The organism is Ochrobactrum sp. SFR4, assembly GCF_019730395.1.
Taxonomy (GTDB): Bacteria; Pseudomonadota; Alphaproteobacteria; order Rhizobiales; family Rhizobiaceae; genus Pseudochrobactrum.
Genome location: NZ_JAAPBB010000002.1, coordinates 194,734 through 219,276 on the forward strand (window position 1 = coordinate 194,734; position 24,543 = coordinate 219,276).

Here is a 24,543-nt window from a genome sequence, read left to right on the forward strand (position 1 = left end):
AACACTCTAAAAAGCCCGCTTTTGAGCGGGCTTTTTGTTGAAGGCATTAAGCTGTGTGGGTGAGTATGAAATCTGCCCGTGCCTCAGCATCTGCCTTGGGTAGTTCCATTAGAGTGAAGCCATAGTTTTGATAGACTGCCAGCATGGCCTCAAATGTGCGTTCAGCCTCTTGCGGTGATTGCTTGCGCTCTTCATCTCCCTGATAAATCTCTGGCCAGTGCGGCGCGATGAAAGCGGTTTTATTATAGTGAAAGTGCTTCACTGCCTGATGCACATGATCCGGCACAGGCAAGCCTGTAAGATTGAGATAGCCGGCAATATCGGCCATGCCGCGGTCAAAGAAATACGGCCTGTCAGATACTGCCTGTGTGGCCAGCAGGTGAGAGCGCATTTCCCATGACAGCATCATTTCCGCGAAGAGTGCGGGATCAAGCCATGGCAAAGCCTTGCCGCTGATTTTCACCTGATCCTGAATGATATGTCGTCCGGCTTCCTGACTATGCTGATAACCCCGCTGTTTGAGAATGTTGAGCAGGGTGGTTTTGCCGGAGCCCGGGCCGCCGGTAATAATATAAAAATGATCCATGACAGATCCTTCTGTTTTCAGAGAATTGAAAAATTGGATAGTTCAGGGGGAAGGCGGCAGGATAAAAGGAGGCAGCAGGGAGCTGCGAATAAAAAGGCCGCGAAGAAAATTATATGATTGAAAAGACTGGATAGAAAAACATTTCTGGCCGGTAATTAATAATCCGGCCAGATGATTTTAGGTCATAATACTTATGATGGCATGTGATATTGCAGGAATTTATCCTGCCGTACATCATAAAGCTGACCGGTAATGGTCAAAGCCGGATCGGCGAGCTGCACAATTTTAGCAGCCACATCGGCCGGATGCGGCAATGTTTCCGGATCTTCACCCGGCATTGCTTTGGCACGCATTGCTGTGCGCGTAGCCCCCGGATTGACGGAGTTAACCCGCAACGGCATTTGTTTGGTCTCTTCAGCCCATGAGCGCCCCATCACTTCCACCGCAGCTTTGGAAGCTGCATAGGGTGCCCAGAATGCGCGCGCTGTATGGGCAACACCGGATGACATCAGAATAGCACGGCCGGCATCAGAACGACGCAACAGCGGATCAACCGAGCGGATCAGACGCCAGATTGAAGTGAGGTTGGTGCTGATAACATTGTCAAAAACCTTGGCTTCCACATGTCCGACCGGAGAGATTGTGCCAAGCACACCGGCATTGGCGACGAGAATATCCAGCTTGCCCCAGCGGTCGTTGATAGATGAACCAAGCAGATCGAGTGCAGGCATGTCTTTCAGATCAAGCGGGACAAGCGTTGCTGTATTCCCCATTGCCTGAATTTCATCATCCAGTTCTTCAAGGCCGCCGACAGTCCGCGCAACTGCAATGACATGGGCACCGCGTTTCGCCAGTTCCAATGCCAGAAAATAACCGATGCCGCGGGATGCGCCGGTCACCAGTGCTGTGCGTCCGCTCAGATCAAAGCTCATAAAAATCCACCCGTTTCAGTCTGTATAATGTAAAGGCGGCTGAAAGCCGCCTTTTAGGATTTTAGCCGTTGCTGGAAAGTAATGCGAAATTGTGGATATTCGACAATTCTTCCTGATCGACCAAACGGGTCGGATAGTCGCCCGTGAAATAATGGTCAGTAAATTGCGGGGCTTTCGGATTGCGTTTCTCGCCGCCGACTGCCTCGTAAAGACCGTCAATGGAGAGAAATTCCAGCGAATCCGCGCCAATATAATCGCACATTGCCTGCAGATCCGGATATTGGTTGGCCAGCAGCTTGTCTGCATCCGGCGTATCAATACCGTAGAAATCCGGATGATGGATCATCGGAGAGGCCACACGGATATGCACTTCCTTGGCTCCGGCATCGCGGATCATCCGCACGATTTTCATCGAAGTGGTGCCGCGCACAATGGAGTCATCCACCAGCACAACACGTTTGCCTTCAATGATCGCGCGGTTTGCTGAATGTTTCAGCTTCACGCCGAGGGCGCGGATCTGCTGTGTCGGTTCAATAAAGGTGCGGCCGACATAGTGATTGCGGATAATGCCGAGCTCAAACGGAATACCGCTGGCTTGTGCATAGCCGATTGCTGCCGGAGTGCCGCCATCCGGCACAGGTACAACAACATCCGCTTCAACGGGGGCTTCTTTTGCCAGATTAATACCGGCATTTTTACGCGCAACATAAACATTGCGGCCGCCGACAACAGAGTCAGGACGGGCAAAATAAACATATTCAAACAGGCATACACGTTCCGGCTTGCGGTTCGACGCTTTGATGGATGTGGTGCTGATAGAGCCGTCTGCCTGTGTTTCGCAGATAATGACTTCGCCGTTTTCCACATCACGGATATATTTTGCGCCGATAATGTCAAGTGCGCAGGTCTCAGAACAGAAAATCGGCTTGCCGTCGAGTTCGCCCATAACCAGCGGACGGATACCGACAGGGTCGCGTGCTGCAATCAGTTTGGTGCGGGTCATAGCGAGGATCGCATAGCCGCCTTCAACCTGACGGATCGCATCGACAAAACGGTCGCTGGATGACGCGAGGCGCGAACGGGCGATAAGATGCAGTACAACTTCAGAATCGGAAGTGGACTGGCAGATCGCACCGGAGGCAATCAGATGACGGCGCAGGCTCAGACCATTGGTGAAATTACCGTTATGGGCAATGGCGATGCCGCCGACTTCCAGTTCGGCAAACAGAGGCTGCACATTGCGCAGTACAGTTTCACCGGTGGTGGAATAGCGCACATGACCAATCGAAAGATTGCCCGGCAGTTGTTTCAGCGTTGCCGGATTGGTGAAGTGATCACCCACCAGCCCCATGTGACGTTCGGAATAGAATCGTCCTTCATGATAGGAAACAATACCGGCCGCTTCCTGTCCGCGATGCTGCAGGGCATGCAGGCCGAGAGCTGTCAGCGTTGCCGCATCCTCATGGCCCAGAATGCCAAAGACGCCGCATTCTTCATGCAAGGCGTCTTCATCAAAGGAGAAACGGGAAGAGTTCTGAAGCGGTTCTGTGCCGCCGCTCTCTCCTGTGTGAGAGGCGCAGATCTTCTGAGAATGATCTGACGAAATATGGGCGGTTTCACCGGAATGACTGATCATAGCCGCTGGGCCTTTCGATTGCAGAGCAATTAAAAATGCTCTCTATCATAAGAGTGCTTTTACTGCATAGTCCCAAAACCGAAAGCTTTCCGGTTGCAGTGCCATGCAAAAGGAACAATTCAGAGCATTGCGCAGAGTTCAGACGGCTGAGGCTCAAAATGCAGCTCTGATGAAAAGTCTGAGCGGGACATCAGGAAGAGGGTGTTCGGGAGGCTATTATGTTTTCTGCTGTTCTCAGCAGGAAAATAGCTCCTTAGCAGACATTACTCCCCATATGTCTCTGATTTTCAGCCTCATATATGGCGGTTAGTCCTTAGACACAACAGTTCTCCTCAGGTTTTAAACAATAGCACAATTTGGTCGCAGGCTGTGTGGTTTATTTTATCACTTGCGCAAGCTGCGATTTCAAATTAATAAACCGAGCGTTCAGTCTATTTTAGAGGTGCGCTATGCGCGTGACAGATCCTGAAAAACATCAGGCAAAGAAACAGATGATTTTAGATGCGGCGAAAGCCTGTTTCGCAGAGCAGGGGTTTCACCAGACCAGCACGGCGCAGATTTGTGCGGCAGCAGGTGTCAGTACCGGAAATCTGTTTCATTATTTCTCAAGCAAGAAAGCAATCATCGCTGCGATTGTTGAAGAGGATTTGCAGCAGACCCAGATATTTGTTGCGGCATTGCGCGAGCAGGAAAATCTTGTGGCCGCATTGGACGCTTTTTTTGATGTGGTGCTGGATGTTGCTTCCGACCCTGCACAGGCGTCGCTGGCTTTGGAAATTGCCGCAGAAGCCGGGCGGGATGCGGAGGTCGGTGTATTGTACCGGCTGAGCACACGGGTGATGCGTGAAGAACTGGAATATCTGGTCAGTCTCGGAATGGAGCGCGGACAGTTCAGCCGGCAATTTTCTGCTGCTTCGGTCGTACATTGTCTTATGGTGATGGTGGACGGTATTTTCAGCCGTGTTTCTGTTGATCCGCAATTTAAGCCTCAGGAACAGAAAGCAGCATTGAAAACAATGATGACGGGTGTGCTTGATCTTGCAAATGACAGGGAAGCGCAAAAATGAAATCGGATGTCCCGTCTCAGACTGCAAAACCTGCATCCCGTATTGCGGATGTTGATGCCCTGCGCGGTTTTGCGCTGCTTGGCATTTTACAGGTCAATATTATGGCTTTTGCCTCGGTTTTCTACGGATTGCCGACGGGAGGGCCGGAGCAGAGCATTGGCTTTAATGATCTGGTGCAGCTGATTATCTCAACAATCTTTGAGATGAAGTTCTATCTGTTGTTCTCTTTTCTGTTCGGCTATAGCGTCACACTGCAAATGCAATCGGCAGTGCGTGCCGGAGAGGCTTTTATCCCGCGTTTTTTACGGCGTCAGGCCGGTTTGTGGATTGTCGGTCTGCTACATGCAGTTCTGCTTTTCCACGGCGATATTCTCACGACCTATGCTGTGCTTGGCGTTATCCTGCTGATCTGGCGTAATAAGCTTGACCATACGCTTGTGAAAAGTGCTGTTTGGTTGATTGGTATAACAGGAATGCTATGGGCACTGCTGGGTATGCTGCAATGGATGGCATCTGATTTGCAGGATCCTGCGCAGGATCTGCTGAACGCACAATATGCTTATATGGCTTATAGCGGCAGTTTTGGCGCCGTTATCATGCAGCATATCAATGAGCTGCAGGTGATGTGGGTTATTCTGTTGCTAATACAGGCTCCCTGTGCGTTGGCCATGTTTTTACTCGGTTTTCTGGCAGGCAGGCATCAGTTTCTGGCACAACCGGAGCTGTACAGACCTTATCTGAAGCCGGCAATTAAAGCAGGGCTGTTTATCGGGCTTCCGGCATCGCTGATCACGGCACTGACGGCTTTACTTGGCAGTGGTACGCAGTGGGAAATCTTTGGTCTGGCACTGAGCCTTGTGACTGCACCGCTGCTGACTTTTGGTATAATCGCGCTGATGCTCCGGTTTTTTGGTACAAAACACGGTCAGTTCTGGCGTGATGCGCTGGCTCCGGCAGGACGCATGGCACTGTCCAATTATTTGCTGCAATCGCTGATATGCAGTTTCATTTTCTACGGTTTCGGTCTCGGATTGATCGAGAAAACAACGGCAATTATCAATGTGCTGATTGGCTTGTCTGTTTTTACAGTCCAGCTGTTTGTGAGCCGGTGGTGGATGCGCCATTATTATTACGGGCCGCTGGAATGGCTGCTGAGGGCTTTGACAATCGGGCGCTGGCCGGATTTCAGAAAGCCGAATGCCAGACTGGGAGTGTAACAAAAACGCCGGCAGATTTATCTGCCGGCGTTTTTGTTAAATATGTGAATTGGATTTAGTTTGCCGGTTGAGCCGGTACATCATTCTCAGGCACATCCTGTGCGGAAGGCTGGGTGCCTAATTGCGGCTTCAGGCGCTCAATGATTGCGGTTTCAGGATCTTCCGGCAGCATATCCACCAGCTGCTGGCCAAGGGAATCCAACATCGGCTTGGATTTGGCATTGGTGATCCAGCCTGGCTGATCTGTAGCCACAAGCCAGTTGAAGAACAGCATTGCAACCACAACCAGCAGAACACCGCGTGCCGCACCGAAAATGAAACCCAATGTGCGGTCAAGTGCACCAATACGGCTGTCGATGATGAAATCGGCAATTTTCATGGTGATGATTGAAACAACAATCAATGTTACCAGAAAGACTGAGCCGGCTGCCGCAATGTTCAGAATGGTTTCATTGCTGATATATGGCTGCAGGTAAGGCACGACAGGCTTATAGAAGAAATAGGCGGCCAGAGCTGCCGCAGCCCAGGATGCCACCGAAAGCACTTCGCGCGAAAATCCGCGTACCATGGCCAGAATGGCTGATACGAGGGTTACCCCGATAAGAATTCCGTCTAGCAATGTAATCGGCATCCTGCCTAATTCCTCTGTGTCGGTCTGTCCCTCGGGACATATAATTTTGTGCGGGCATAATTGCCGCAGCTCAAAGATTTACAGTGTCTCGCGTCAGTCCGATAGAGTTGTGACACTTTTGTCGTCGAAAATTAACCTGAATTTCTTTCATAAATCACTAATTCGGGAGCCGATTGCAATTTAAAGCCGTTATAGCCTGTAAAAATACAAGCTATGTGGGGTTGCTAATGCCTCGCATACATCATTTTAAGTTGCAGAGAACCTATGATTCCCGAATTTTCTGTAGCGATAGACCTATGTTAATCGCGGTTCTGCGCATTCTTTCCGGGGCCTGAAGCTGCAATACGTGCCACCAGATCGGGCAGGGAGCCGGTTTCTGTCAGCGTGAAATTGCGTGGTTTTGACAATTCACCTCCGCCGACTGGCAGTACAGCTTGTTTAAAGCCGAGTTTCTCCGCCTCTTTGATACGCTGAGCCGCATGGGCAACGGCACGTACTGCGCCTGAGAGACTGACTTCACCAAAATAAACGCTATTGGCAGGCAGCGGAATACCGGCAAGCGACGAGACAAGCGCTGCGGCCACAGCCATATCAGCTGCCGGTTCGGAAATACGATAACCACCGGCTACATTGAGATAGACATCATGCTGGCCGAAGCGCACGCCACAATGGGCTTCCAGCACGGCAAGGGTCATGGAAAGACGGCTGTTATCCCAGCCGACAACGGCACGGCGCGGTGTGCCGAGTGTAGATGGTGCCACAAGTGCCTGAATTTCCACGAGAACGGGGCGTGTGCCTTCCATTCCGGCAAAAACCGCAGCTCCCGGAGCCTTTTCATTGCGTTCACCGAGAAAGAGTTCCGACGGGTTGGAAACTTCCCGCAAACCCTTATCGGACATTTCAAATACGCCGATCTCATCGGTCGGGCCAAAACGGTTTTTGACAGTGCGCAGGATGCGGTAATGATGGCCGCCTTCGCCTTCAAAATACAAAACGCCGTCAACCATATGTTCGACCACACGCGGCCCCGCAATCTGACCTTCTTTGGTCACATGGCCGACCAGTACCACGGCAGCACCGGTTGATTTGGCATAGCGGATCATCGCCTGCGCACCGGCACGTACCTGCGTCACCGAACCCGGTGCGCTGTCAGCCGCATCTGTCCACAGGGTCTGGATGGAATCAATAATCACCAGATCAGGGCGTGGTTTGGTATCAATGGTCGCGAGAATATCCTCGACATTGGTTTCTGCTGCCAGTTCCACAGATGTGTCTGCGGCATGCAATCTCTGAGCGCGCAGGCGAATCTGTGCCACAGCTTCTTCACCGGATACATAGATGATGCGGTTGCCGCGACGTGCCAATGCGGCCGCAGCCTGTGTGAGCAATGTCGATTTGCCAATGCCCGGGTCACCGCCGACCAGCAGTGCGGAACCGCGGACAAAGCCGCCGCCGGTTACGCGATCCAGTTCACTGATGCCGGATTGAATGCGCGGTGCATCTTCAATCTCACCGGAGAGGGTGGTGAGCGCAACGGCACGGCCTTTGCGCATCGCCATTTTGCCCGGACCCGAGCCGATGCCGCCGGATGTGCCTTCTTCGACAAGTGTGTTCCACTCACCGCAGCCGTCGCATTTGCCTGCCCAGCGCGAATGCGTTGAGCCGCAATTCTGGCAGATGAACTGAATCCGGTTTTTAGCCAAGCTCTTATCTTTCAGTGATCGTCATATTGTTCAGGCAGATAAGTGCCTTCGGCCAGATCGGTAAAGCGCGTGAATTCCGACTGGAAGGCGAGTTTTACAGTACCAGTAGGACCGTGACGCTGCTTGGCTATGATCACATCAGCCGTGCCTTTGACCTTCTCAAAGTGCATTTTCCATTCGTCATATTTCGGATCGAATTCATCACGTGGTTCAAGGTTTTTGACGTAATATTCTTCACGATACACGAAGAGCACAACGTCCGCATCCTGCTCGATGGAACCCGATTCACGAAGATCGGAGAGCTGCGGGCGTTTGTCTTCACGGTTTTCTACCTGACGGGAGAGCTGTGACAGAGCAATAATCGGCACGTTCAGCTCTTTACCAAGGGCTTTAAGACCCGTGGTGATTTCGGTGATTTCCTGCACACGGTTTTGTGCCGAGGCTTTGGACGAACCGGTCATCAGCTGAATATAGTCAATCACCAGACAATCAAGGCCGCGCTGACGCTTGAGGCGGCGGGCACGCGCAGACAACTGCGCAATGGAGATACCACCGGTCTGGTCAATATAAAGCGGAATACGCTGCATCGTCTGTGTACAGGCGATCAGCTTTTCAAAGTCGGTTTCAGAGATTTCACCGCGACGGATTTTGGATGAGGAAACTTCTGTCTGCTCAGAAATAATACGGGTTGCCAGCTGTTCGGCGGACATTTCGAGCGAGAAGAAGCCGACCACACCACCATTGATGGCTTTCATTGAGCCGTCAGCCAGCTGTTCACCCTGATAAGCGGCAGCAATATTGAAGGCGATATTGGTGGCAAGGGAGGTCTTACCCATGCCCGGACGTCCCGCCAGCACGATCAAGTCGGAAGACTGCAGGCCACCCATCTTACCATCCAGCATGTGGATGCCTGTGGAAACACCGGAGAGATGTCCGTCACGCTGGAAGGCAACGCCCGCCAGATCAATCGCGGTTTTAACGGCTTCGTTGAAAGGCTGGAAGCCGCCGTCATAGCGGCCGGTTTCCGCCAGTTCGAACAGGCGGCGTTCCGCATCTTCAATCTGGCTTCGCGGTGCCATATCGACCGGCGCATCATAGGCGACATTGACCATTTCCTCACCGATGCCAATCAGCGAGCGGCGTGTGGCAAGGTCATAGATCGCGCGGCCATAATCTTCCGCATTGATAACGGTTACCGCTTCGGCGGCAAGGCGCACCACATATTGAAATACAGTCATGTCGCCGACTTTATCATCGGCTGGCAGGAAGGTTTTCATGGTCACAGGATTGGCCATTTTACCGACGCGGATCAGCTCGGATGACAGTTCATAAATACGGCGATGCAGCGGATCGTAAAAATGCGGCGGCTTCAGAAAGTCCGAAACACGGTAGAAAGCATCATTATTAATCAGGATCGCGCCGAGAAGAGCCTGTTCCGCTTCGATATTATTCGGGGCTTCGCGGTAAAGCGAATTCTGGGTGTCCCGTGTCTCTTCAAGTTTGTGAACCGTCGCGTCAGCCATAAAGTTCTGGATCCTTTGCCGCAATCAAGCGGGAATTATCCGGCAAAAAGCCGGACATCAGAGTCTGTTGAAATATGAGTGTAAACAATCTGCCGGTGCAGTTGAAGCGGCTATACCATGATTCACAGCGATTCACAGGCTGCAGCTGCAAGAACTGCCTGTCAGATAGTCATCGCATGGGGTCTTTTAACGGGGATCAGTCCGCAGTGGCCAGCAAAGACTGGTGATAGCGGAGCTGGAACTGTCCGGTCAGAAGAAAAATATAGGCTGCTAATTCGCTCAGTTCTTCAAGGTTTTGAGCGGCTGCGCCGGTCAGGCCGGTTGTGAGGCCAAGATGCTCTTCTGCTGCTGTTGAAATCATCATGCACAGCGTTGCCAGTAAAAATGCCCCCCATGGCAGGCCGCCGGATTGCTGCAATGGTTTGAGCAATTTATGGGAGCCGTTTTTCAGCATCAGAACAGCGAACAGCAAAACAGAGGCAATCAATGCCGGCATGATGGCCGGTTTGTACCAGAGCTGGCCGGATGAGAAGAAAGGGCCAAGCTCGGAAATGCTGATCGGCTCAAGGAAAACCGCACCCCAGCTCAGCTCCCGAACTGCGCAGATAAACCAGATCAGTGCCGCACCACGCCAGAACCATTTCCAGTCAGAACTGCCGGATTTTTGAAAAATCAGTGCCTGTATCATACCCAGAAACAGCAAAGCTGCCTGAGCATTCTCAACGGGGCCGTTTTCCCATGAAGTCCATGCAGGGAGAATGAGTGCCAGCGGATAGGAAGCGAGAAGAACCAGTAATCCTGCAGATAAGACAAACAGGGTTGTTTTATTCAGGCGCGGGTGCAGCTTGGTTTGCACGCTGGGCATCAGATATTTATCCTTGAAACAACAGCGCTCCGAAAGATGCGATGCAGGTTTCAGATAAAAGAGCGCGTAAAAGCATACAGATAAATGTCTGAAGCGCACCAGCGGTGCAATCGCAAGAACTTCACAATCTCTTGATAAAAACTTGATGAGCGGCAGAGTGTCGTCAATTTGTCACAAAAGTGCAGCCGTCGGCCGGCGTTTTAATAAACCAGATGTTTCGGGCTGGCTTTCTCGCTGCTGCTGTCATTACAGGCTTTAAACTTACGCATTTCCAGCCGCTTAAGCCGTTTTTCTTCCTGCTCAATGTAATTGCGGGTCAGGGGCACTGCATCCTGTTTGTGTGCTAGCTGTATCTGAAATACCATCATATTCTGCCAGCGGAAGGCGGATTCCGAGCCTGCCAGATAAAATTCCCACATCCGGCAAAAACGCTCATCATAAATGGCTTTTGCTTTGTCGCGGTTTGCCATGAAAGCTTCACGCCATGCTTTGAGCGTTTCCGCATAATGCAGGCGGAGAATTTCGATATCCGTAATAATCAGCCCCGCATTTTCAATATGCGGCAGGACTTCCGAGAGAGAGGGGATATAGCCGCCGGGGAAAATATATTTACGGATAAACGGATTGGTGACGGAAGGCTCGTCACTGCGGCCGATAGAATGTAACAGCATGGAACCATCCGGTTTTAGCAGCCGCGCAACCTGCTGAAAAAACTCGGCATAATGGGTAACACCCACATGTTCAAACATGCCGACAGAGCTGATCCGGTCGAATTGCTGGTTCAGTTCGCGATAATCCTGCAACAGAAATTGCGCCTGTTGATGCAGCCCGCGCGTTTTTGCCCGTTGATTGGCAATCTGGAATTGTTCCTGAGACAGGGTTACACCGGTAACATCCGCATCAAGAAATTCAGCAAAATACAGACCCAAACCACCCCAGCCACAGCCGATATCCAGTAATTTATCCTCCGGTTTGATTTGCAGCTTGGCTGCGATATGCCGCTTCTTGGCCAGTTGTGCTTCTGCAAGAGTGGTTTCAGGTGTTTCAAAATAGGCGCAGGAATATTGCTTATCGGGATCAAGAAACAGATCATACAGATCGCCGCTCAGATCATAGTGCCGTTGCACATTTCTGGATGAGCGTGCCAGCGTGTTCATTTGCTGTAATGGCCTGAAAACTTTGCGCAATCTGGTTAAAACACGCATCCACGGCTCTTTTGCCGCCGTGGGGCCGGTATTCTCAAAGACCAGCCGGAGAAAGCTGTAAATATCGCCTTCCGGAAAACTGATATCCCCGTCCATGAAGCATTCGCCGAGCTTCAGTTCCGGATCAAGAGCGATCGCTCTTTCCGCTGCTTTATTGTGAAAGATAAGCGTGACATGCGGTGCAGCGCTGTTGCCGTAAGTGTGTGTCGTGCCGTCGGCAAATTGTACTTTAAGATCGCCGCTTGAGATCAGCTTGTTCAGAACCGAATGCAGCATGCTACTCATGTTTCATCCTCCTCCGATCTTGCAGAACCGGTTGAGCGACGGATGAAGCGGCGAGTTTCCGCGCTTGTATCCGTTTTCGAGCATTTCCAGCAAAAAGTGCGAAGCGGTTTTTCGTTGGACAATGCGTCAATACAAAGAGCTGGACCGGTACAGCACGTTAAGAATAACCGGTTTTATTGTTCTGGAAAGAGCGGGGCAGAAATAATTACGGAGAGTGTAATCATTTTCGCGTGATGGTTTCATAAATAAACGGGTAATAAAAAAGCTGCACCGGATGTCCGGTGCAGCTTTTCAGATGCGAAATCTGTAGAAAAACGCTGATTATGCGTTTTCTTCGCCGTCGAAGTCTTCGTCGAAAACTTCTTCAGCCAGAGGAGCTTCTTCGATGCCGTAGATTGCAGCAGCAGTCGACAGATCTTCACCTTTTTCCTGACGCAGAGCTTCGTCAGCTGTACGTGCGATGTTGATGGTGATTGTTGCCGATACTTCCGGGTGCAGAACGATCGAGATTGTGTGAATGCCGATTGTCTTGATCGCGTGGTTCAGGTCAACCTGGTTGCGGTTCAGCGAGAAGCCTTCAGCGGTTACAACGTCAGCAACGTCACGTGTCGAAACCGAACCGTACAGCTGACCGGTTTCACCAGCCGAGCGAACAACGATGAAGCTTTTGCCGTCCAGCTTGTCAGCAACGGCCTGTGCTTCGGTTTTGCGTTCCAGATCACGGGCTTCGAGCTGAGCGCGCTGGGATTCAAAACGAGCCATGTTGGCTTCGTTGGCACGCAGTGCCTTGCCCTGCGGGAGCAGGAAGTTACGGGCAAAGCCGTCTTTTACAGTAACAGTATCGCCCATCTGACCGAGGCGGCTGATGCGTTCAAGCAGGATAACTTTCATTGGACTATTCCTTGAGTGTTTAAGTTCTGAATGTGTTTATGGTTATGAATTCTGAGACGGATCTTTGGAGAGCGGGGCACCGCGCGATGTATCGAGCAGACCGAATATCATGAAGATCAGTGCAGAGAATGCGAAGACGATGAGCAGAAAATAGGCTAGCCACAGCGCAAACGGACGCCATGTGGCACCGCGTGTCCGCCAGTGAATAATTGCCAGACCTGCCATGATGAAGCCCGAAGCAAGCGCACCGGCAAAAGTGGTGGCGATCATGCTGGCAGGGCCGGACAGGAACATGGATCCGGCAAAGGTAAGAGCGAAAACCAGCAAAGCAGGTCGCGGCATACGCAATGTTGCAGGCCAGTTATCGCGCGGGCGACGCAGCACACCGGAGCGTTCAGTAATGCGCAACGCGAGATAGAAATTAGCCGTCAGGAACATCAGGCTGGTCGCAGCCTGAATAGCAGGCAGGCCGAACAACAGGAACTGCTGCAGCATTTCACGGAAGTCGTCGCTCGCATTGAACTGCGGATCGGAAGCCTGCAGGCTTGCAATCATCGCGCCTGTCAGTTCACGCACCATCTCTTCGCCATAGCCGATAATGGAACCGACGATAACAAAGCTGACGGAAATCAGCAGAGCGAGACGGAACATGATGTCCGGCAGCGGATACCATACCAATGCATCTTTAGGGCCGCCCAGTTCCTGAGCAGGCCGCGCAAGACCGGCAAGATAAGCGCCGGTTGCAGCAGGGATGAAACTGGTGAGGGCAATCAGAACCGCAACCATAGGTGCGGCGAAAATCGCAACGGCAATGCTCGCTGTAGCAGCGGCAATCAAACCGGCGGCGGTGCCCCAGCCAAGCGCGGCGATAAAAATAGGAAGAGGGGTGAGGACATAGAGAACCATAGCAAGGCCGCTTTGGACCAGCACACCAGAAGCCAGCAGCGCGGCTGCAAGCCCCGCCAGAACTCCGGTTCCGATATGTTTGCTATTGTAGTTCATCTTAATCCTGCTGTCCTGCCCGGAGGTTTCCGGTTGCAGTTAGAGAACGATCGCTTCAGTGCTCTGTTCCCAACCTGACCTTGCGGCCACTAAATCATTATTTCTGAAGGTATGAAGCGGGGCGTGCGGACACGCCCCGAATCAAAAATCTTATTTCACAACATATGGCAGCAGGCCGAGGAAACGTGCACGCTTGATCGCTTTTGCGAGTTCGCGCTGTTTCTTCTGGCTTACAGCTGTAATGCGGGAAGGAACGATCTTGCCGCGTTCAGAAATGTAACGCTGCAGGAGTTTGATGTCCTTGTAATCGATCTTCGGTGCGTTAGGACCTGTGAATGGGCAGGTCTTACGACGACGATGGAACGGACGACGGGTCGGGATCTGATTGATATCAACCATTATTCTTCTCCTTCACCGGCAGATTCGTTGTCGCGTGGACGACGCGGACGGCGTGGACGATCGTCATCACGGCCGAAACGGTCTTCACGTTCACGACGGTCATCACGACGGCTCAGCATTGCTGACTGGCCTTCTTCGTGTTCTTCAACACGAATGGTCATGAAGCGGAGAACGTCTTCGTTAATACGCATCTGGCGTTCCATTTCAGCAACTGCAGCAGCAGGAGCATCGATGTTTACCAGTGTGTAGTAAGCTTTACGGTTCTTTTTGATACGATAAGTCAGAGGACGCAGTCCCCAGCTTTCGATTTTCCCGACTTTACCACCGTTAGCTTCAAGAACGCCCTTGTACTGTTCTACCAGTGCGTCAACCTGCTGCTGCGAGATATCCTGTCGGGCAAGGATCACATGTTCATAAAGAGCCATTGTCTTTGCCTTTCTTCAAAAAACCACCATCCGGATCAACGGCTAAGCCTCTGCGACTTGTCTATATCCGTAAAACGGAGAAGAAAGGACGCGGGTCGAGACGATCGAGAGCGGAGACACGGGAGGTTGAAATCGCTAGAATTTCTCCGGATATTTAAATCCGGCCTCCGTTCAGCCCCCAGCTGATGCCGGACAATGACGAGTGCCTATTAGTGGCTTTTTGAAAATTTTGCAACCGGCAAAAGCAAAGCTATGCGCGTTGTGTCGCTTATGCAGGCAAAAACACGGGTTATCGCAGCGATGCATACGGGTTTTCAGGCGCGAAGACTTGACTTGAAAGCAGCTGAAAGGCACAGGGCTTTGCAGTTATAGATAATTTTATCGTATCCGCAGGTGCAATATAATATATATGTGTGTGCGGATCGCCAAACACAGATACAAAATAAAGAGGCTTTAATGACTGTAGCATTTACATTTCCGGGACAGGGCAGTCAGGCTGTCGGTATGGGTAAGGCTTTGGCTGAAACCTATCCGGAAGCGCGCGCTGTTTTCGAAGAAGTTGATGATGCGCTCGGTGAAAAACTCTCAACCCTGATGTTTGAAGGGCCGGAAGACCAGCTGACGTTGACTGCAAATGCCCAGCCTGCGCTGATGGCAGTTTCGATGGCTGTTATGCGGGTGCTGGAATCACAGGGATTAAAGCTGCAGGATAAAGTCGCTTATGTTGCCGGTCATTCGCTCGGCGAATATTCGGCTCTGTGCGCTGCCGGTACATTCTCCATTTCCGATACCGCCCGTTTGCTGCGTATCCGCGGCAATGCAATGCAGGCTGCCGTGCCGGTTGGTGAAGGCGCGATGGCTGCAATCATTGGTCTTGAACATGCTGATGTTTTTGCAATTTGCGAACAGGCCTCCGCAGAAGGTTCGTGCCAGATCGCTAATGATAACGGTGGCGGCCAGCTGGTTATTTCCGGCTCCAAAGCTGCTGTTGAACTGGCTGCCAAGCTGGCATCTGAGCGCGGTGCAAAGCGCGCAATCATGTTGCCGGTCTCCGCACCATTCCATTCCAGCCTGATGGCTCCTGCTGCCAATGCAATGCGTGAAGCGCTGGCAACTGTGAATAAGCAGGCACCTGTTGTGCCGGTAATCGCCAATGTGCGCGTTGCTCCGGTTAAGGATCCGATTGAAATTGCTGATCTGCTGGTTGAGCAGGTCACAGGTCAGGTGCGCTGGCGCGAGACCGTTGAATGGTTCGCAGGTCACGGCGTGACAACGCTTTATGAAATCGGCTCAGGCAAAGTGCTGACTGGCTTGGCACGCCGCATTTCCAAAGATGTAACCGGTGTGACTGTCGGCACTGCTGAAGAGATTGATGCTGTCCTGCAAGCTCTGCTTGCATAACTTAAGATGCAGACGCTGCTGGCGTAATTGCTCAGATTTTTAAGCGCTGAAAATAATGTTATAAAGCGGGCTAAGATTGTCCGCGTACCAGAATTCAAGAGGATTTCATGTTTGATCTGACTGGCCGTAAGGCTCTCGTAACCGGTGCAACCGGCGGTATCGGTGAAGAAGTAGCACGCGCGCTGCATGCACAGGGTGCTATTGTTGCTCTGCACGGCACCCGCGTTGAAAAGCTGGAAGCGCTGGCCAAAGAACTGGGCGAACGCGCTTATATCTTCCCTGCGAACCTTTCGGACCGTGAAGAAGTGAAGGCACTTGGTCAGGCTGTGGAGAAGCAACTCGAAGGTGTCGATATTCTGGTCAATAATGCCGGTATCACCCGTGATGGTCTGTTTGTACGTATGAGCGATGCAGACTGGGATGCGGTGATCGAAGTGAACCTGACTTCCGTATTCGGTCTGACCCGCGAGCTGACCCATCCTATGATGCGTCGCCGCTTTGGCCGTATTATCAATATTACATCCATCGTCGGTGTAACCGGTAATCCGGGACAGGCCAATTACTGCGCTTCAAAAGCCGGTATTATCGGCTTCTCCAAATCGCTGGCTCAGGAAATTGCGTCACGCAATGTGACTGTGAATTGCGTTGCTCCGGGCTTTATTGAGTCGGCTATGACCGAAAAGCTCAATGAGAAGCAGAAAGACACAATCATGTCGGCTATCCCTATGAAGCGCATGGGGCAGGGTGCTGAAATCGCATCGGCCGTTGTCTATCTGGCAAGTAATGAAGCCGCTTATGTGACGGGCCAGACCCTGCACGTAAATGGCGGTATGGCCATGATCTGATGAAGATCCGGCCGGTTTCTGAACGGTTCCGGCCGGAATAATCATGAATAAAAGAACTTTAAAAAGCTGATAATACAGCAATAAAGCGCTTTTTTCTGTTGTTTTAACGGTTTTTGCTCTGTTTCGCTGTGGTTGCTTGTTAAAATGGACTTTGCCAAACAGCAGAACCGTGATAATGCCCCGAATATTGCTGCGCTGCATGTTTTATGTTTCGCGGCGGCAGCAGTGATAAAATATGATTGCGCTTCAACGGCGCAGCAGTTAAATCGCTGCAACTGAAATATATTGTATAATGCGCCTGAAATGCATTTCTGTTTCAGGCATTATGCAGTAGGAATATCCACAGGATGCTTTTCATTGTGATGAATGTTGCAATGGTGAGTTATCTTAACACTTGATTACAATCAGCCATGCCGCTACCAAGGCTATGGTATTAACAGGTCGAGGTCCGACATGAGCGACACCGCAGAACGCGTCAAGAAAATCGTTGTTGAACATCTGGGCGTAGATGCCGAAAAAGTAACTGAAGGCGCAAGCTTCATTGATGATCTGGGCGCAGACAGCCTGGACACAGTTGAGCTGGTAATGGCTTTCGAAGAAGAATTCGGCGTAGAAATTCCTGATGATGCAGCTGAAACCATCCTGACGGTCGGCGACGCTGTTAAATTCATCGATAAAGCTTCTGCTTGATTATTCGTATAATCGGCAGGCAGATATCGGGCCGGAAGATCATATCTTCCGGCCCTTATCGTTTGAGCAAAGATATATATTTCAATAAGGCTGGAGCATTTCACAGCCAAATTGTTTCAATTTGGCTGCAGTGAGAATGCGATAAATAAAAGCAAGAGCGAGCGTAGTGATCCAAACTGGGTGTTACCACTCTGGGCGTTATTTAAACAGTTCGTGAGCCTGATATGCAGTTCTATTTGCGGATCTGTAATTAATTACTCCACAAAAGCACTGTAACAATCTATTAATTCTGCGTAATTCTAACGCTTGATCGATTCCGGTCGGGATATTACGCAGTTGATTAATCTGCGCTGCCTGCAACTGATATTGAATCAGTGAGAGACAGGATCAGGCGCGGGGAAGGATACATATGAGAAGAGTCGTCGTTACCGGTCTTGGCCTGGTGTCACCTTTGGCAAATGGTGTTGAAGAAACCTGGAAGCGTTTGCTCGCAGGCCAAAGCGCAGCGCGCCGCGTGACCGAATTCGAAGTTGACGACCTTGCCTGTCAGATTGCCTGCCGTATTCCTGTCGGCGATGGCACAGACGGCACATTCAACGCTGATCTCTATATGGAACCAAAGGAACAGCGTAAAGTTGATCCTTTCATCGTCTATGCGGTCGGCGCTGCCGATCAGGCTCTGGATGATGCAAACTGGCATCCGGAAAGCGATGAAGACCAGATCCGCACCGGCGTGCTGATCGGTTCCGGTATCGGCGGTATCGAAGGTATTGTTGAGGCCGGCTATACGCTGCGCGACAAAGGTCCGCGCCGTATTTCACCTTTCTTCATTCCGGGTCGTCTGATCAATCTGGCTTCCGGCCATGTTTCGATCAAGCACAAGCTGCGCGGCCCGAACCACTCTGTAGTCACTGCCTGCGCTACCGGTACACATGCTATCGGTGATGCTGCCCGTATGATTGCTTTCGGTGATGCTGATGTGATGGTTGCAGGTGGTACAGAATCTCCTGTCAGCCGTATTTCGCTGGCCGGTTTTGCTGCCTGTAAGGCGCTGTCTACCAAGCGGAATGATGATCCGACAGCGGCATCGCGTCCTTATGACGAAGACCGTGACGGTTTTGTTATGGGTGAAGGTGCAGGCGTTGTGGTTCTCGAAGAGCTGGAACATGCGCTGGCACGCGGTGCGAAAATCTATGCAGAAGTGATCGGCTACGGCATGTCCGGCGATGCTTATCACATCACTGCGCCAAGTGAGAACGGTGAAGGCGCGCAGCGCTGCATGGAAGCTGCCCTGCGCAGTGCCAAAATCACACCGGATGCTGTTGATTATATCAATGCTCACGGCACCTCGACCATGGCTGATACGCTCGAACTGGCTGCTGTTGAACGTGTTGTCGGAGATTCAGCCTCGAAGATTTCCATGTCCTCGACCAAGTCCTCGATCGGTCACCTGCTCGGTGCAGCGGGTGCGGCAGAAGCGATTTTCTCGACACTGGCAATCCGCGATAATATTGCGCCTGCAACACTCAATCTCGACAATCCGTCGGTCAGCACCAAAATCGATCTGGTGCCGCATAAGCCGCGCGCCCGTCAGATTGATATTGCTGTGTCGAATTCGTTCGGCTTCGGCGGTACCAATGCTTCGCTGATCCTGCGTCGTTATCAGGCCTGATACAGCATTTTAGCTGAGGGAATGAAGAGGCCGCTTTCAGTGAAGGCGACCTTTTATTAAGAGCTATATTGGGACGGCTAAAGCCGTTTTTGAACGACAGACACAAGCAATCCGTATTTCAGATCAAAATACTCTCTTAAATATGGATTCTTTCTGTCGAAAGCTTTGTTCACGGGTTGCGGCATTCGTGCTTTTGCCGCAATTATTGTGCCCACTAAGTGAAGAAACTAAAAATACAGATTAATCGGCTCAGGCCTTTGGTTGTAATTGCCAGCAGGTCGGGTTGAACCGGAGTGTAAGTGTGACGTCAGACCAATCATCTGAAAATAAATCTGCTGGTCAGCCTGTCGTTTCTGATAGTGCTGCTCAGAATAGTGCGTCACCATCTCATACGGGGAGCGCTGCACCTGCGAGCGCTCATAAGCCTGTTACTTCTGATGAAAATGCAATTGTTGCACCGGTTTCTCCGGAAATCGCCGCAGCACCTGCTGCGCCTGCTTCAGCTCCGGCAGCAACGCCGGCTCAGCCGGAAGCCGCTGTAAAAGCTGAAAAATCCGTGACACCCGATGCAGCTGAACCGGCAACAGGACCTTTGGTTCTGAAATCGGCAAGCGAAGCACTGCGTCCTGAACCGGGCACACCACCACCAGCACCGAAGAAGCGCAAACGTTCGCGTCATGCCCGCAGCCAGATTGTGGTTTTTGCCAATTTCATGCTGTCTATGCTGGTTTTTCTGGTGATCGGCATGGGCGCCTTGTTCTATTTTGGCAAGGTTCAGTTCACAACTGAAGGGCCTCTGTCACAGGATTCAACATTCTTTGTGAAGCGCGGCAGCGGTATTATTGAAATATCCGACCAGCTGGAGCGCGCAGACCTGATTACCGATGCGCGGATTTTCCGCTATGGCGCACGCGCTTATGGTCTGGAAAAGAGTATGAAGGCCGGTGAATATGCCATTCCTGCCCGTGCTTCCATGCGTGATATTATGAATATCTTTGTTGAAGGTAAGTCGCTGATGCATTCAGTGACCATTCCTGAAGGCCTGACCGTCCAGCAGATTTTCGACCGTATTGCCAATAGCGAACTGCTTTCCGGCGACCTGCCGAAAGAACTGCCGGTTGAAGGCAGTCTGGTAGCAGATACGCTGAGCTTCACACGCGGTACACCGCGTGAGGAAGTGGTCAATCGTCTGAAAACCGCGCAGGCCAAACTGGTGGATGAAGTCTGGGCCAAGCGCCGTGACGGTCTTCCGGTCAAAGACAAAAATGAATTTGTGACATTGGCTTCCATCGTTGAGAAGGAAACCGGTGTGGCATCCGAGCGCCCGCATGTGGCTTCGGTTTTCGTGAACCGTCTGAATACGGGTATGCGCCTGCAATCCGATCCGACAATTATTTACGGTATTTTCGGCGGGCGCGGCAAACCTGCAGACCGCCCGATCTATAAGTCGGATATCGAAAAAGAAACGGCCTATAATACCTATATTATCAAAGGCCTGCCGCCGACACCGATTGCTAATCCGGGGCGCGATGCTCTGGAAGCTGTCGCTAATCCGCTGGATACCCAGGATCTGTATTTCGTGGCGGACGGTACCGGTGGTCATGTCTTCGCGGCAACGCTGAAAGAGCATAATGAAAATGTGCGTAAATGGCGTGATGTTGAGCGTCAGCGCAAGGAAAATCCGGCGGCAGGAACAAATGGCACTGCAACTACGTCGGCTCCGTAAAACTTGTAATTAAAGGCATAGATAAAATATGATGCCGTCCGGCCATCCGGACGGCATTTTTGCAAAAGCCGGTTTCAAAGATAAACGGCGCAGATAACGGGTTTTAAGATGACAGTACAGAGCATGACCGGTTTCGCCCGCCATACAGCGACATTCATGTCGGGTGCGGATGAGAATGCGCAGACGCGGATCAGCTGGGAAATTCGTTGTGTGAACGGTAAAGGGCTTGATGCCCGTTTTCGTATTCCGAACGGTTTTGATGATCTTGAATTGCAATTGCGGTCAGCTTTGGGACGCGTTTTTGCCCGCGGATCGTTTCAGGTCAGCCTGACAATTGAAGAGCCGGAGGCGCAGACGGCGCTGGTTATCAATGAAGATTTGCTGAGCAAGGTTATGCAGACAGCGCAGCAGTTGCAGAACCAATATGGTCTGGCACCCGCCAGTGTGGATGCTGTGCTGAACTTGCGCGGTATTCTGGAGCCGCCGCAGGCTTTGAGCGACGATGCTGGGAAAGCAGCATTGAAAGCCGTATTGCTGTCATCCTTTGATGAAACACTGGATGCGCTGAAACTGATGCGTTTGCAGGAGGGCAAGCGCCTGTTCGATCTGCTTGGCAGCCATGTTGACCGGATTTCGGAACTGGCAGTGCAGGCGCGTCAGGATGCGTCCCGCAGTGCTGAAGCGATCCGTGAGCGCCTTGCCGGGCAGGTGGCATTGCTGCTGGATGCTATGAACAGCAATCGCAGTGCGGCGATTGTGCTGGATGAACAGCGTCTGCATATGGAGGCCGCATTTCTTGCCACTAAAGCTGATATTCAGGAGGAGCTTGACCGGCTGGATATGCATGTGGCTGCGGCACATAAATTGCTCAACGACGGCGGCCCTGCGGGGCGTAAGCTCGATTTTCTGTCGCAGGAATTCAATCGCGAAACCAACACGCTGTGTTCAAAGTCCAATGCAGCAAGCATTACCGCAATCGGCCTTGAGCTGAAAGCGGTTGTTGATCAGTTCCGTGAACAGGTTCAGAACCTTGAATAGTAAAGATTGCAAGCGTTTCTGCTCCGCGTATAGTGAAGATCAGGTAATGCTTTAATAACTAAAAAACGCCGCAATTGCTGTGAAAAGAGAGAACAAAAGAGACATCATTGCGGCGCAATGATATCAGACATAGCAGTAAGCAGAGAATCTGGAGCAGAATAGATTATGGCCATCTCCTTCGTGGAAAATGCTGTCGCACGACGCGGCCTTATGTTGGTCATTTCTTCGCCGTCAGGCGCGGGTAAGTCAACGATTGCACGTTTGTTACTGGAAGACCGCGATATGGATCTTTCCCTGTCCGTGAGTGTGACAACCCGTCCGCGTCGCGCCAGCGAGATTGAGGGCGTTCACTACCACTTTAAAAGTGTGCGTGAATTCGAGCGCCTGCGGGACAGCGATGCCCTGATTGAATGGGCAGAGGTGCATGGCAATTATTACGGAACGCTGCGTGAGACTGCGGAAAACGCGTTGGCAGACGGCCGTGATATGTTGTTTGACATTGACTGGCAGGGTGCGGAACAGCTTCAGGCCAAAATGCCGGCCGATGTCGTATCGATCTTCATTCTGCCACCGACCATGAAAGAACTTCAGATGCGTCTGAACCGCCGTGCGGAAGATACGCCTGAAGTGATTGAAACACGTCTGAACAATGCGCGTTTTGAAATCCAGAAATGGAGCAAATATGATTACATTGTTATCAACGAAGATCTGAACCAGTCCTATGCTGCTGTGAAGTCCATTGTTATGGCAGAGCGTCTGCGCCGCGACCGCCGCCCGGGTTTGTTTGAATTCGTGAATGGTTTGCTGGAAGAGCAGCCTTCTTAAGTTCCCAATAAATCTGAAAAGAAAAACCGCCGTAAGGCGGTTTTTTATATCTCAGAGCTGGTTTGCAAGATGCACAAATTCTTCGACGCTCAGTGTCTCTGCACGGCGTGTCGGGTCAATGCCTGCTTTATTGAGCAGGGCTTCACCACCAAGTGGCTTGAGGCTCTGGCGCAGCATCTTGCGGCGCTGACCGAATGCCGCTTGCGTTACCCGTTCCAGAAGCTGCGGCGGGCAGGCCAGCGGCTCTTCACGTGGGATCATATGCACAACGGCAGATGTGACTTTCGGCGGCGGTGTAAAAGCCTGCGGCGGCAGATCAAAGGCGATTTTAGACTGTGTGCGCCATCCGGCCAGCACACCAAGGCGACCATAGGCATCATCACCCGCACGGGCAACAATGCGCTCGGCAACTTCCTTCTGGAACATCAGGGTCATAGAGCTGTAAAAAGGCGGCCATGGCTCGCTCAGCAACCAGCCGATCAGCAATTGCGTGCCGACATTATAAGGCAGATTGGCGATGATTTTCGGCTTTTTGGCCGGATCAGGAAATAGCGCCTTAAAATCCTGCTGTAATGCATCGCCGGAAATGACACGTAAACGCCCCGGATATTCCGCAGCGATTTCTTCCAGAGCAGGCAGGCAACGCTCATCACGCTCGATTGCCGTGACAATGCCGCCCTGTGCAAGAATAGCGCGTGTCAGGCCGCCAGGGCCGGGGCCGACTTCAATCACCGGCTGATCCTGTAAGTCACCGGCCTGTCGGGCAATTTTGGATGTCAGATTGAGATCGAGCAGGAAATTCTGGCCGAGGGATTTTTTGGCATTCAGTTCGTGACGTTCAATCACATCACGCAGTGGCGGCAGATTATCAATGCTCATTCAGTCTTGTATCCGTTTATGATTATGTGCCAGTTCTGCTGCCAGTTTGAGCGCGGCGATCAGGCTGTCCGGTCGGGCAATGCCGCGTCCTGCAATGTCAAACGCAGTCCCGTGATCGGGAGAGGTGCGGATGAAAGGCAGGCCGAGTGTTACATTGACCGTTTCATCAAAAGCCAGCGCTTTGGCAGGAATTAGTGCCTGATCGTGATACATACAGATTGCCGTATCATAGGTTGTCAGGGCTTGTTTGTGGAACATTGTATCTGCAGGCAGCGGGCCCCGAATATTGATGCCTTCGCTTTTGAGCTGCTCAATAGCAGGGCGGATCACAGCATCATCCTCATGGCCGAGCGCTCCGCCTTCACCTGCATGTGGATTGAGACCGGAGACTGCAATGCGCGGATTTTTGATGCCAAATCGTGTGCGCAGATCATGCTCTGTAATGCGAATGGTTTCAATGATCGCAGCTGTTGTCAGTGCTTCCGGCACTTTATGCAGCGGAATATGAATTGTCACCGGTACAGCACGCAAGTGTGGGCCTGCGAGCATCATGACAGGGCGCACTTCAACTCCGAGATGGCGCGAAGCCAGATGGGCAAGAAATTCCGTATGCCCCGGAAAGCCAAAACCAGCTTCGTAAAGCGGCTTCTTGGCGATAGGGCAGGTTGTGACTGCACTGGCTTGACCATCGAGCACATAATGTGTGGCGCGTTCAATCGCCTCGATAATACCGGCGGCATTGGCGGTCTGCGGCACGCCTGGCTTGTCAGTTAGGCGGTTGGCCAGAGGCACAACAGGCAGATAATGGCAAAAGCGTTGTGTTGCTTCAGACGGCTGGCAGATGCTGAAAGGAATATCAAGACCGAGCTGTCTGGCTCTTGCTGTCAGCAAAGACGGATCGGCAAGGATGAAAAATGGTGGCAGCGCGTGTTTTTCCCGCTGCGCCCATGCGGTGAGGGCAATATCCGGCCCGATGCCGGACGGGTCGCCGATGCTCAGAGCAACCGGTGCTATGGAAGCCTCTCCATGTTGCGGAAAAACCATTTTATGCTCCGGTTCTGCTGTGTCATTAGGCCGTAAATAGAAATACTTAAAGCAGA

General features: G+C 51.8%; 23 protein-coding genes. 9 read left to right on the forward strand and 14 right to left on the reverse strand.

Translation table 11 applies throughout. The features are described 5' to 3' along the window. Positions 1–46 precede the first annotated feature (46 nt). From HBA93_RS03155 to purF, 3 genes are all read right to left on the reverse strand, one after another. Positions 47–586: an AAA family ATPase gene (locus HBA93_RS03155; protein ID WP_221722308.1), complete on the reverse strand. Its 540-nt coding sequence runs from the start codon at positions 584–586 to the stop codon at positions 47–49. A 191-nt stretch (positions 587–777) separates the two neighbouring features. After that, entirely contained in the window at positions 778–1,518 is a 741-nt protein-coding gene (locus HBA93_RS03160; RefSeq protein WP_075654620.1) for an SDR family NAD(P)-dependent oxidoreductase, read from the reverse strand. 61 nt (positions 1,519–1,579) lie between these two features. Continuing rightward, positions 1,580–3,154, reverse strand: coding sequence for an amidophosphoribosyltransferase (gene purF / locus HBA93_RS03165; RefSeq protein ID WP_121992847.1), 1,575 nt, complete (start codon positions 3,152–3,154; stop codon positions 1,580–1,582). A gap of 449 nt (positions 3,155–3,603) precedes the next feature. On the opposite strand from purF, the gene HBA93_RS03170 reads away from it, so the two are divergent. Beyond that, positions 3,604–4,221 (forward strand): TetR/AcrR family transcriptional regulator, encoded by a 618-nt coding sequence (locus HBA93_RS03170; protein WP_121992846.1) that lies wholly within the window; start codon positions 3,604–3,606, stop codon positions 4,219–4,221. Further along, positions 4,218–5,438, forward strand: coding sequence for a DUF418 domain-containing protein (locus HBA93_RS03175; protein WP_221722309.1), 1,221 nt, complete (start codon positions 4,218–4,220; stop codon positions 5,436–5,438). Before HBA93_RS03170 ends, HBA93_RS03175 begins: the two co-directional genes overlap by 4 nt. A gap of 55 nt (positions 5,439–5,493) precedes the next feature. Here the strand turns inward: HBA93_RS03175 and HBA93_RS03180 are convergent, their stop codons facing one another. The 9 genes from HBA93_RS03180 to rpsF all read right to left on the reverse strand — a co-directional run bounded on the left by HBA93_RS03180 (position 5,494) and on the right by rpsF (position 14,367). Next, positions 5,494–6,069: a CvpA family protein gene (locus HBA93_RS03180; protein ID WP_121992844.1), complete on the reverse strand. Its 576-nt coding sequence runs from the start codon at positions 6,067–6,069 to the stop codon at positions 5,494–5,496. Positions 6,070–6,368: 299 nt separating this feature from the next. After that, on the reverse strand, positions 6,369–7,772 hold the full coding sequence (gene radA, locus HBA93_RS03185; RefSeq protein WP_221722310.1) for a DNA repair protein RadA: 1,404 nt from the start codon (positions 7,770–7,772) through the stop codon (positions 6,369–6,371). 11 nt (positions 7,773–7,783) lie between these two features. Then, positions 7,784–9,295, reverse strand: coding sequence for a replicative DNA helicase (locus HBA93_RS03190; RefSeq protein WP_121992842.1), 1,512 nt, complete (start codon positions 9,293–9,295; stop codon positions 7,784–7,786). Positions 9,296–9,491: 196 nt separating this feature from the next. Then, positions 9,492–10,160: a hypothetical protein gene (locus HBA93_RS03195; RefSeq protein ID WP_221722311.1), complete on the reverse strand. Its 669-nt coding sequence runs from the start codon at positions 10,158–10,160 to the stop codon at positions 9,492–9,494. Positions 10,161–10,360: 200 nt separating this feature from the next. Beyond that, the gene (locus HBA93_RS03200) at positions 10,361–11,650 is read right to left on the reverse strand and encodes a cyclopropane fatty acid synthase (protein ID WP_221722312.1); all 1,290 of its coding nucleotides are present in this window, start codon (positions 11,648–11,650) and stop codon (positions 10,361–10,363) included. A 321-nt stretch (positions 11,651–11,971) separates the two neighbouring features. Next, entirely contained in the window at positions 11,972–12,541 is a 570-nt protein-coding gene (gene rplI, locus HBA93_RS03205) for a 50S ribosomal protein L9 (protein WP_121992839.1), read from the reverse strand. Between the two features lie 42 nt (positions 12,542–12,583). Continuing rightward, positions 12,584–13,543: a DUF2232 domain-containing protein gene (locus HBA93_RS03210; RefSeq protein WP_121992838.1), complete on the reverse strand. Its 960-nt coding sequence runs from the start codon at positions 13,541–13,543 to the stop codon at positions 12,584–12,586. 150 nt (positions 13,544–13,693) lie between these two features. Next, positions 13,694–13,942 carry a 30S ribosomal protein S18 gene (gene rpsR / locus HBA93_RS03215; RefSeq protein ID WP_022712184.1) on the reverse strand — a complete coding sequence of 83 codons (249 nt, stop codon included), beginning with the start codon at positions 13,940–13,942 and terminating at the stop codon, positions 13,694–13,696. Beyond that, on the reverse strand, positions 13,942–14,367 hold the full coding sequence (gene rpsF / locus HBA93_RS03220) for a 30S ribosomal protein S6 (RefSeq protein WP_022712183.1): 426 nt from the start codon (positions 14,365–14,367) through the stop codon (positions 13,942–13,944). Before rpsF ends, rpsR begins: the two co-directional genes overlap by 1 nt. A gap of 456 nt (positions 14,368–14,823) precedes the next feature. Between rpsF and fabD the strand changes: the two genes are divergently transcribed. From fabD to gmk, 7 genes are all read left to right on the forward strand, one after another. Further along, positions 14,824–15,768 carry an ACP S-malonyltransferase gene (gene fabD, locus HBA93_RS03225; protein ID WP_221722313.1) on the forward strand — a complete coding sequence of 315 codons (945 nt, stop codon included), beginning with the start codon at positions 14,824–14,826 and terminating at the stop codon, positions 15,766–15,768. A 107-nt stretch (positions 15,769–15,875) separates the two neighbouring features. Further along, positions 15,876–16,613: a 3-oxoacyl-[acyl-carrier-protein] reductase gene (gene fabG, locus HBA93_RS03230; protein ID WP_121992837.1), complete on the forward strand. Its 738-nt coding sequence runs from the start codon at positions 15,876–15,878 to the stop codon at positions 16,611–16,613. 453 nt (positions 16,614–17,066) lie between these two features. After that, positions 17,067–17,303, forward strand: coding sequence for an acyl carrier protein (locus HBA93_RS03235; RefSeq protein ID WP_121992836.1), 237 nt, complete (start codon positions 17,067–17,069; stop codon positions 17,301–17,303). Between the two features lie 409 nt (positions 17,304–17,712). Continuing rightward, on the forward strand, positions 17,713–18,975 hold the full coding sequence (fabF, locus tag HBA93_RS03240) for a beta-ketoacyl-ACP synthase II (protein ID WP_122092879.1): 1,263 nt from the start codon (positions 17,713–17,715) through the stop codon (positions 18,973–18,975). 472 nt (positions 18,976–19,447) lie between these two features. After that, a complete protein-coding gene (gene mltG / locus HBA93_RS03245; RefSeq protein WP_502910026.1) occupies positions 19,448–20,701 on the forward strand; it encodes an endolytic transglycosylase MltG in 1,254 nt (417 codons plus the stop codon). Positions 20,702–20,809: 108 nt separating this feature from the next. Further along, the gene (locus HBA93_RS03250) at positions 20,810–21,739 is read left to right on the forward strand and encodes a YicC/YloC family endoribonuclease (protein WP_221722314.1); all 930 of its coding nucleotides are present in this window, start codon (positions 20,810–20,812) and stop codon (positions 21,737–21,739) included. A 165-nt stretch (positions 21,740–21,904) separates the two neighbouring features. Next, positions 21,905–22,564, forward strand: a complete 660-nt coding sequence (gmk, locus tag HBA93_RS03255) for a guanylate kinase (RefSeq protein ID WP_122092877.1) — start codon at positions 21,905–21,907, stop codon at positions 22,562–22,564. A gap of 51 nt (positions 22,565–22,615) precedes the next feature. Here the strand turns inward: gmk and rsmA are convergent, their stop codons facing one another. Both rsmA and pdxA read right to left on the reverse strand, forming a co-directional pair. Continuing rightward, complete coding sequence (rsmA, locus tag HBA93_RS03260; RefSeq protein ID WP_121992833.1) at positions 22,616–23,443, reverse strand: 16S rRNA (adenine(1518)-N(6)/adenine(1519)-N(6))-dimethyltransferase RsmA; 828 nt, start codon at positions 23,441–23,443, stop codon at positions 22,616–22,618. Then, entirely contained in the window at positions 23,444–24,487 is a 1,044-nt protein-coding gene (gene pdxA / locus HBA93_RS03265) for a 4-hydroxythreonine-4-phosphate dehydrogenase PdxA (protein ID WP_221722315.1), read from the reverse strand. Positions 24,488–24,543: the final 56 nt, after the last annotated feature.

Excerpts from the sequence above, each read along its gene's own strand:
- HBA93_RS03155 (WP_221722308.1), bottom strand. The coding sequence starts at position 586 with ATGGATCATTTTTATATTATTACCGGCGGCCCGGGCTCCGGCAAAACC.
- HBA93_RS03160 (WP_075654620.1), bottom strand. The coding sequence starts at position 1,518 with ATGAGCTTTGATCTGAGCGGACGCACAGCACTGGTGACCGGCGCATCC.
- purF (WP_121992847.1), bottom strand. The coding sequence starts at position 3,154 with ATGATCAGTCATTCCGGTGAAACCGCCCATATTTCGTCAGATCATTCT.
- HBA93_RS03170 (WP_121992846.1), top strand. The coding sequence starts at position 3,604 with ATGCGCGTGACAGATCCTGAAAAACATCAGGCAAAGAAACAGATGATT.
- HBA93_RS03175 (WP_221722309.1), top strand. The coding sequence starts at position 4,218 with ATGAAATCGGATGTCCCGTCTCAGACTGCAAAACCTGCATCCCGTATT.
- HBA93_RS03180 (WP_121992844.1), bottom strand. The coding sequence starts at position 6,069 with ATGCCGATTACATTGCTAGACGGAATTCTTATCGGGGTAACCCTCGTA.
- HBA93_RS03190 (WP_121992842.1), bottom strand. The coding sequence starts at position 9,295 with ATGGCTGACGCGACGGTTCACAAACTTGAAGAGACACGGGACACCCAG.
- HBA93_RS03195 (WP_221722311.1), bottom strand. The coding sequence starts at position 10,160 with ATGCCCAGCGTGCAAACCAAGCTGCACCCGCGCCTGAATAAAACAACC.
- HBA93_RS03200 (WP_221722312.1), bottom strand. The coding sequence starts at position 11,650 with ATGAGTAGCATGCTGCATTCGGTTCTGAACAAGCTGATCTCAAGCGGC.
- rplI (WP_121992839.1), bottom strand. The coding sequence starts at position 12,541 with ATGAAAGTTATCCTGCTTGAACGCATCAGCCGCCTCGGTCAGATGGGC.
- HBA93_RS03210 (WP_121992838.1), bottom strand. The coding sequence starts at position 13,543 with ATGAACTACAATAGCAAACATATCGGAACCGGAGTTCTGGCGGGGCTT.
- rpsR (WP_022712184.1), bottom strand. The coding sequence starts at position 13,942 with ATGGTTGATATCAATCAGATCCCGACCCGTCGTCCGTTCCATCGTCGT.
- rpsF (WP_022712183.1), bottom strand. The coding sequence starts at position 14,367 with ATGGCTCTTTATGAACATGTGATCCTTGCCCGACAGGATATCTCGCAG.
- fabD (WP_221722313.1), top strand. The coding sequence starts at position 14,824 with ATGACTGTAGCATTTACATTTCCGGGACAGGGCAGTCAGGCTGTCGGT.
- fabG (WP_121992837.1), top strand. The coding sequence starts at position 15,876 with ATGTTTGATCTGACTGGCCGTAAGGCTCTCGTAACCGGTGCAACCGGC.
- HBA93_RS03235 (WP_121992836.1), top strand. The coding sequence starts at position 17,067 with ATGAGCGACACCGCAGAACGCGTCAAGAAAATCGTTGTTGAACATCTG.
- fabF (WP_122092879.1), top strand. The coding sequence starts at position 17,713 with ATGAGAAGAGTCGTCGTTACCGGTCTTGGCCTGGTGTCACCTTTGGCA.
- HBA93_RS03250 (WP_221722314.1), top strand. The coding sequence starts at position 20,810 with ATGACAGTACAGAGCATGACCGGTTTCGCCCGCCATACAGCGACATTC.
- gmk (WP_122092877.1), top strand. The coding sequence starts at position 21,905 with ATGGCCATCTCCTTCGTGGAAAATGCTGTCGCACGACGCGGCCTTATG.
- rsmA (WP_121992833.1), bottom strand. The coding sequence starts at position 23,443 with ATGAGCATTGATAATCTGCCGCCACTGCGTGATGTGATTGAACGTCAC.
- pdxA (WP_221722315.1), bottom strand. The coding sequence starts at position 24,487 with ATGGTTTTTCCGCAACATGGAGAGGCTTCCATAGCACCGGTTGCTCTG.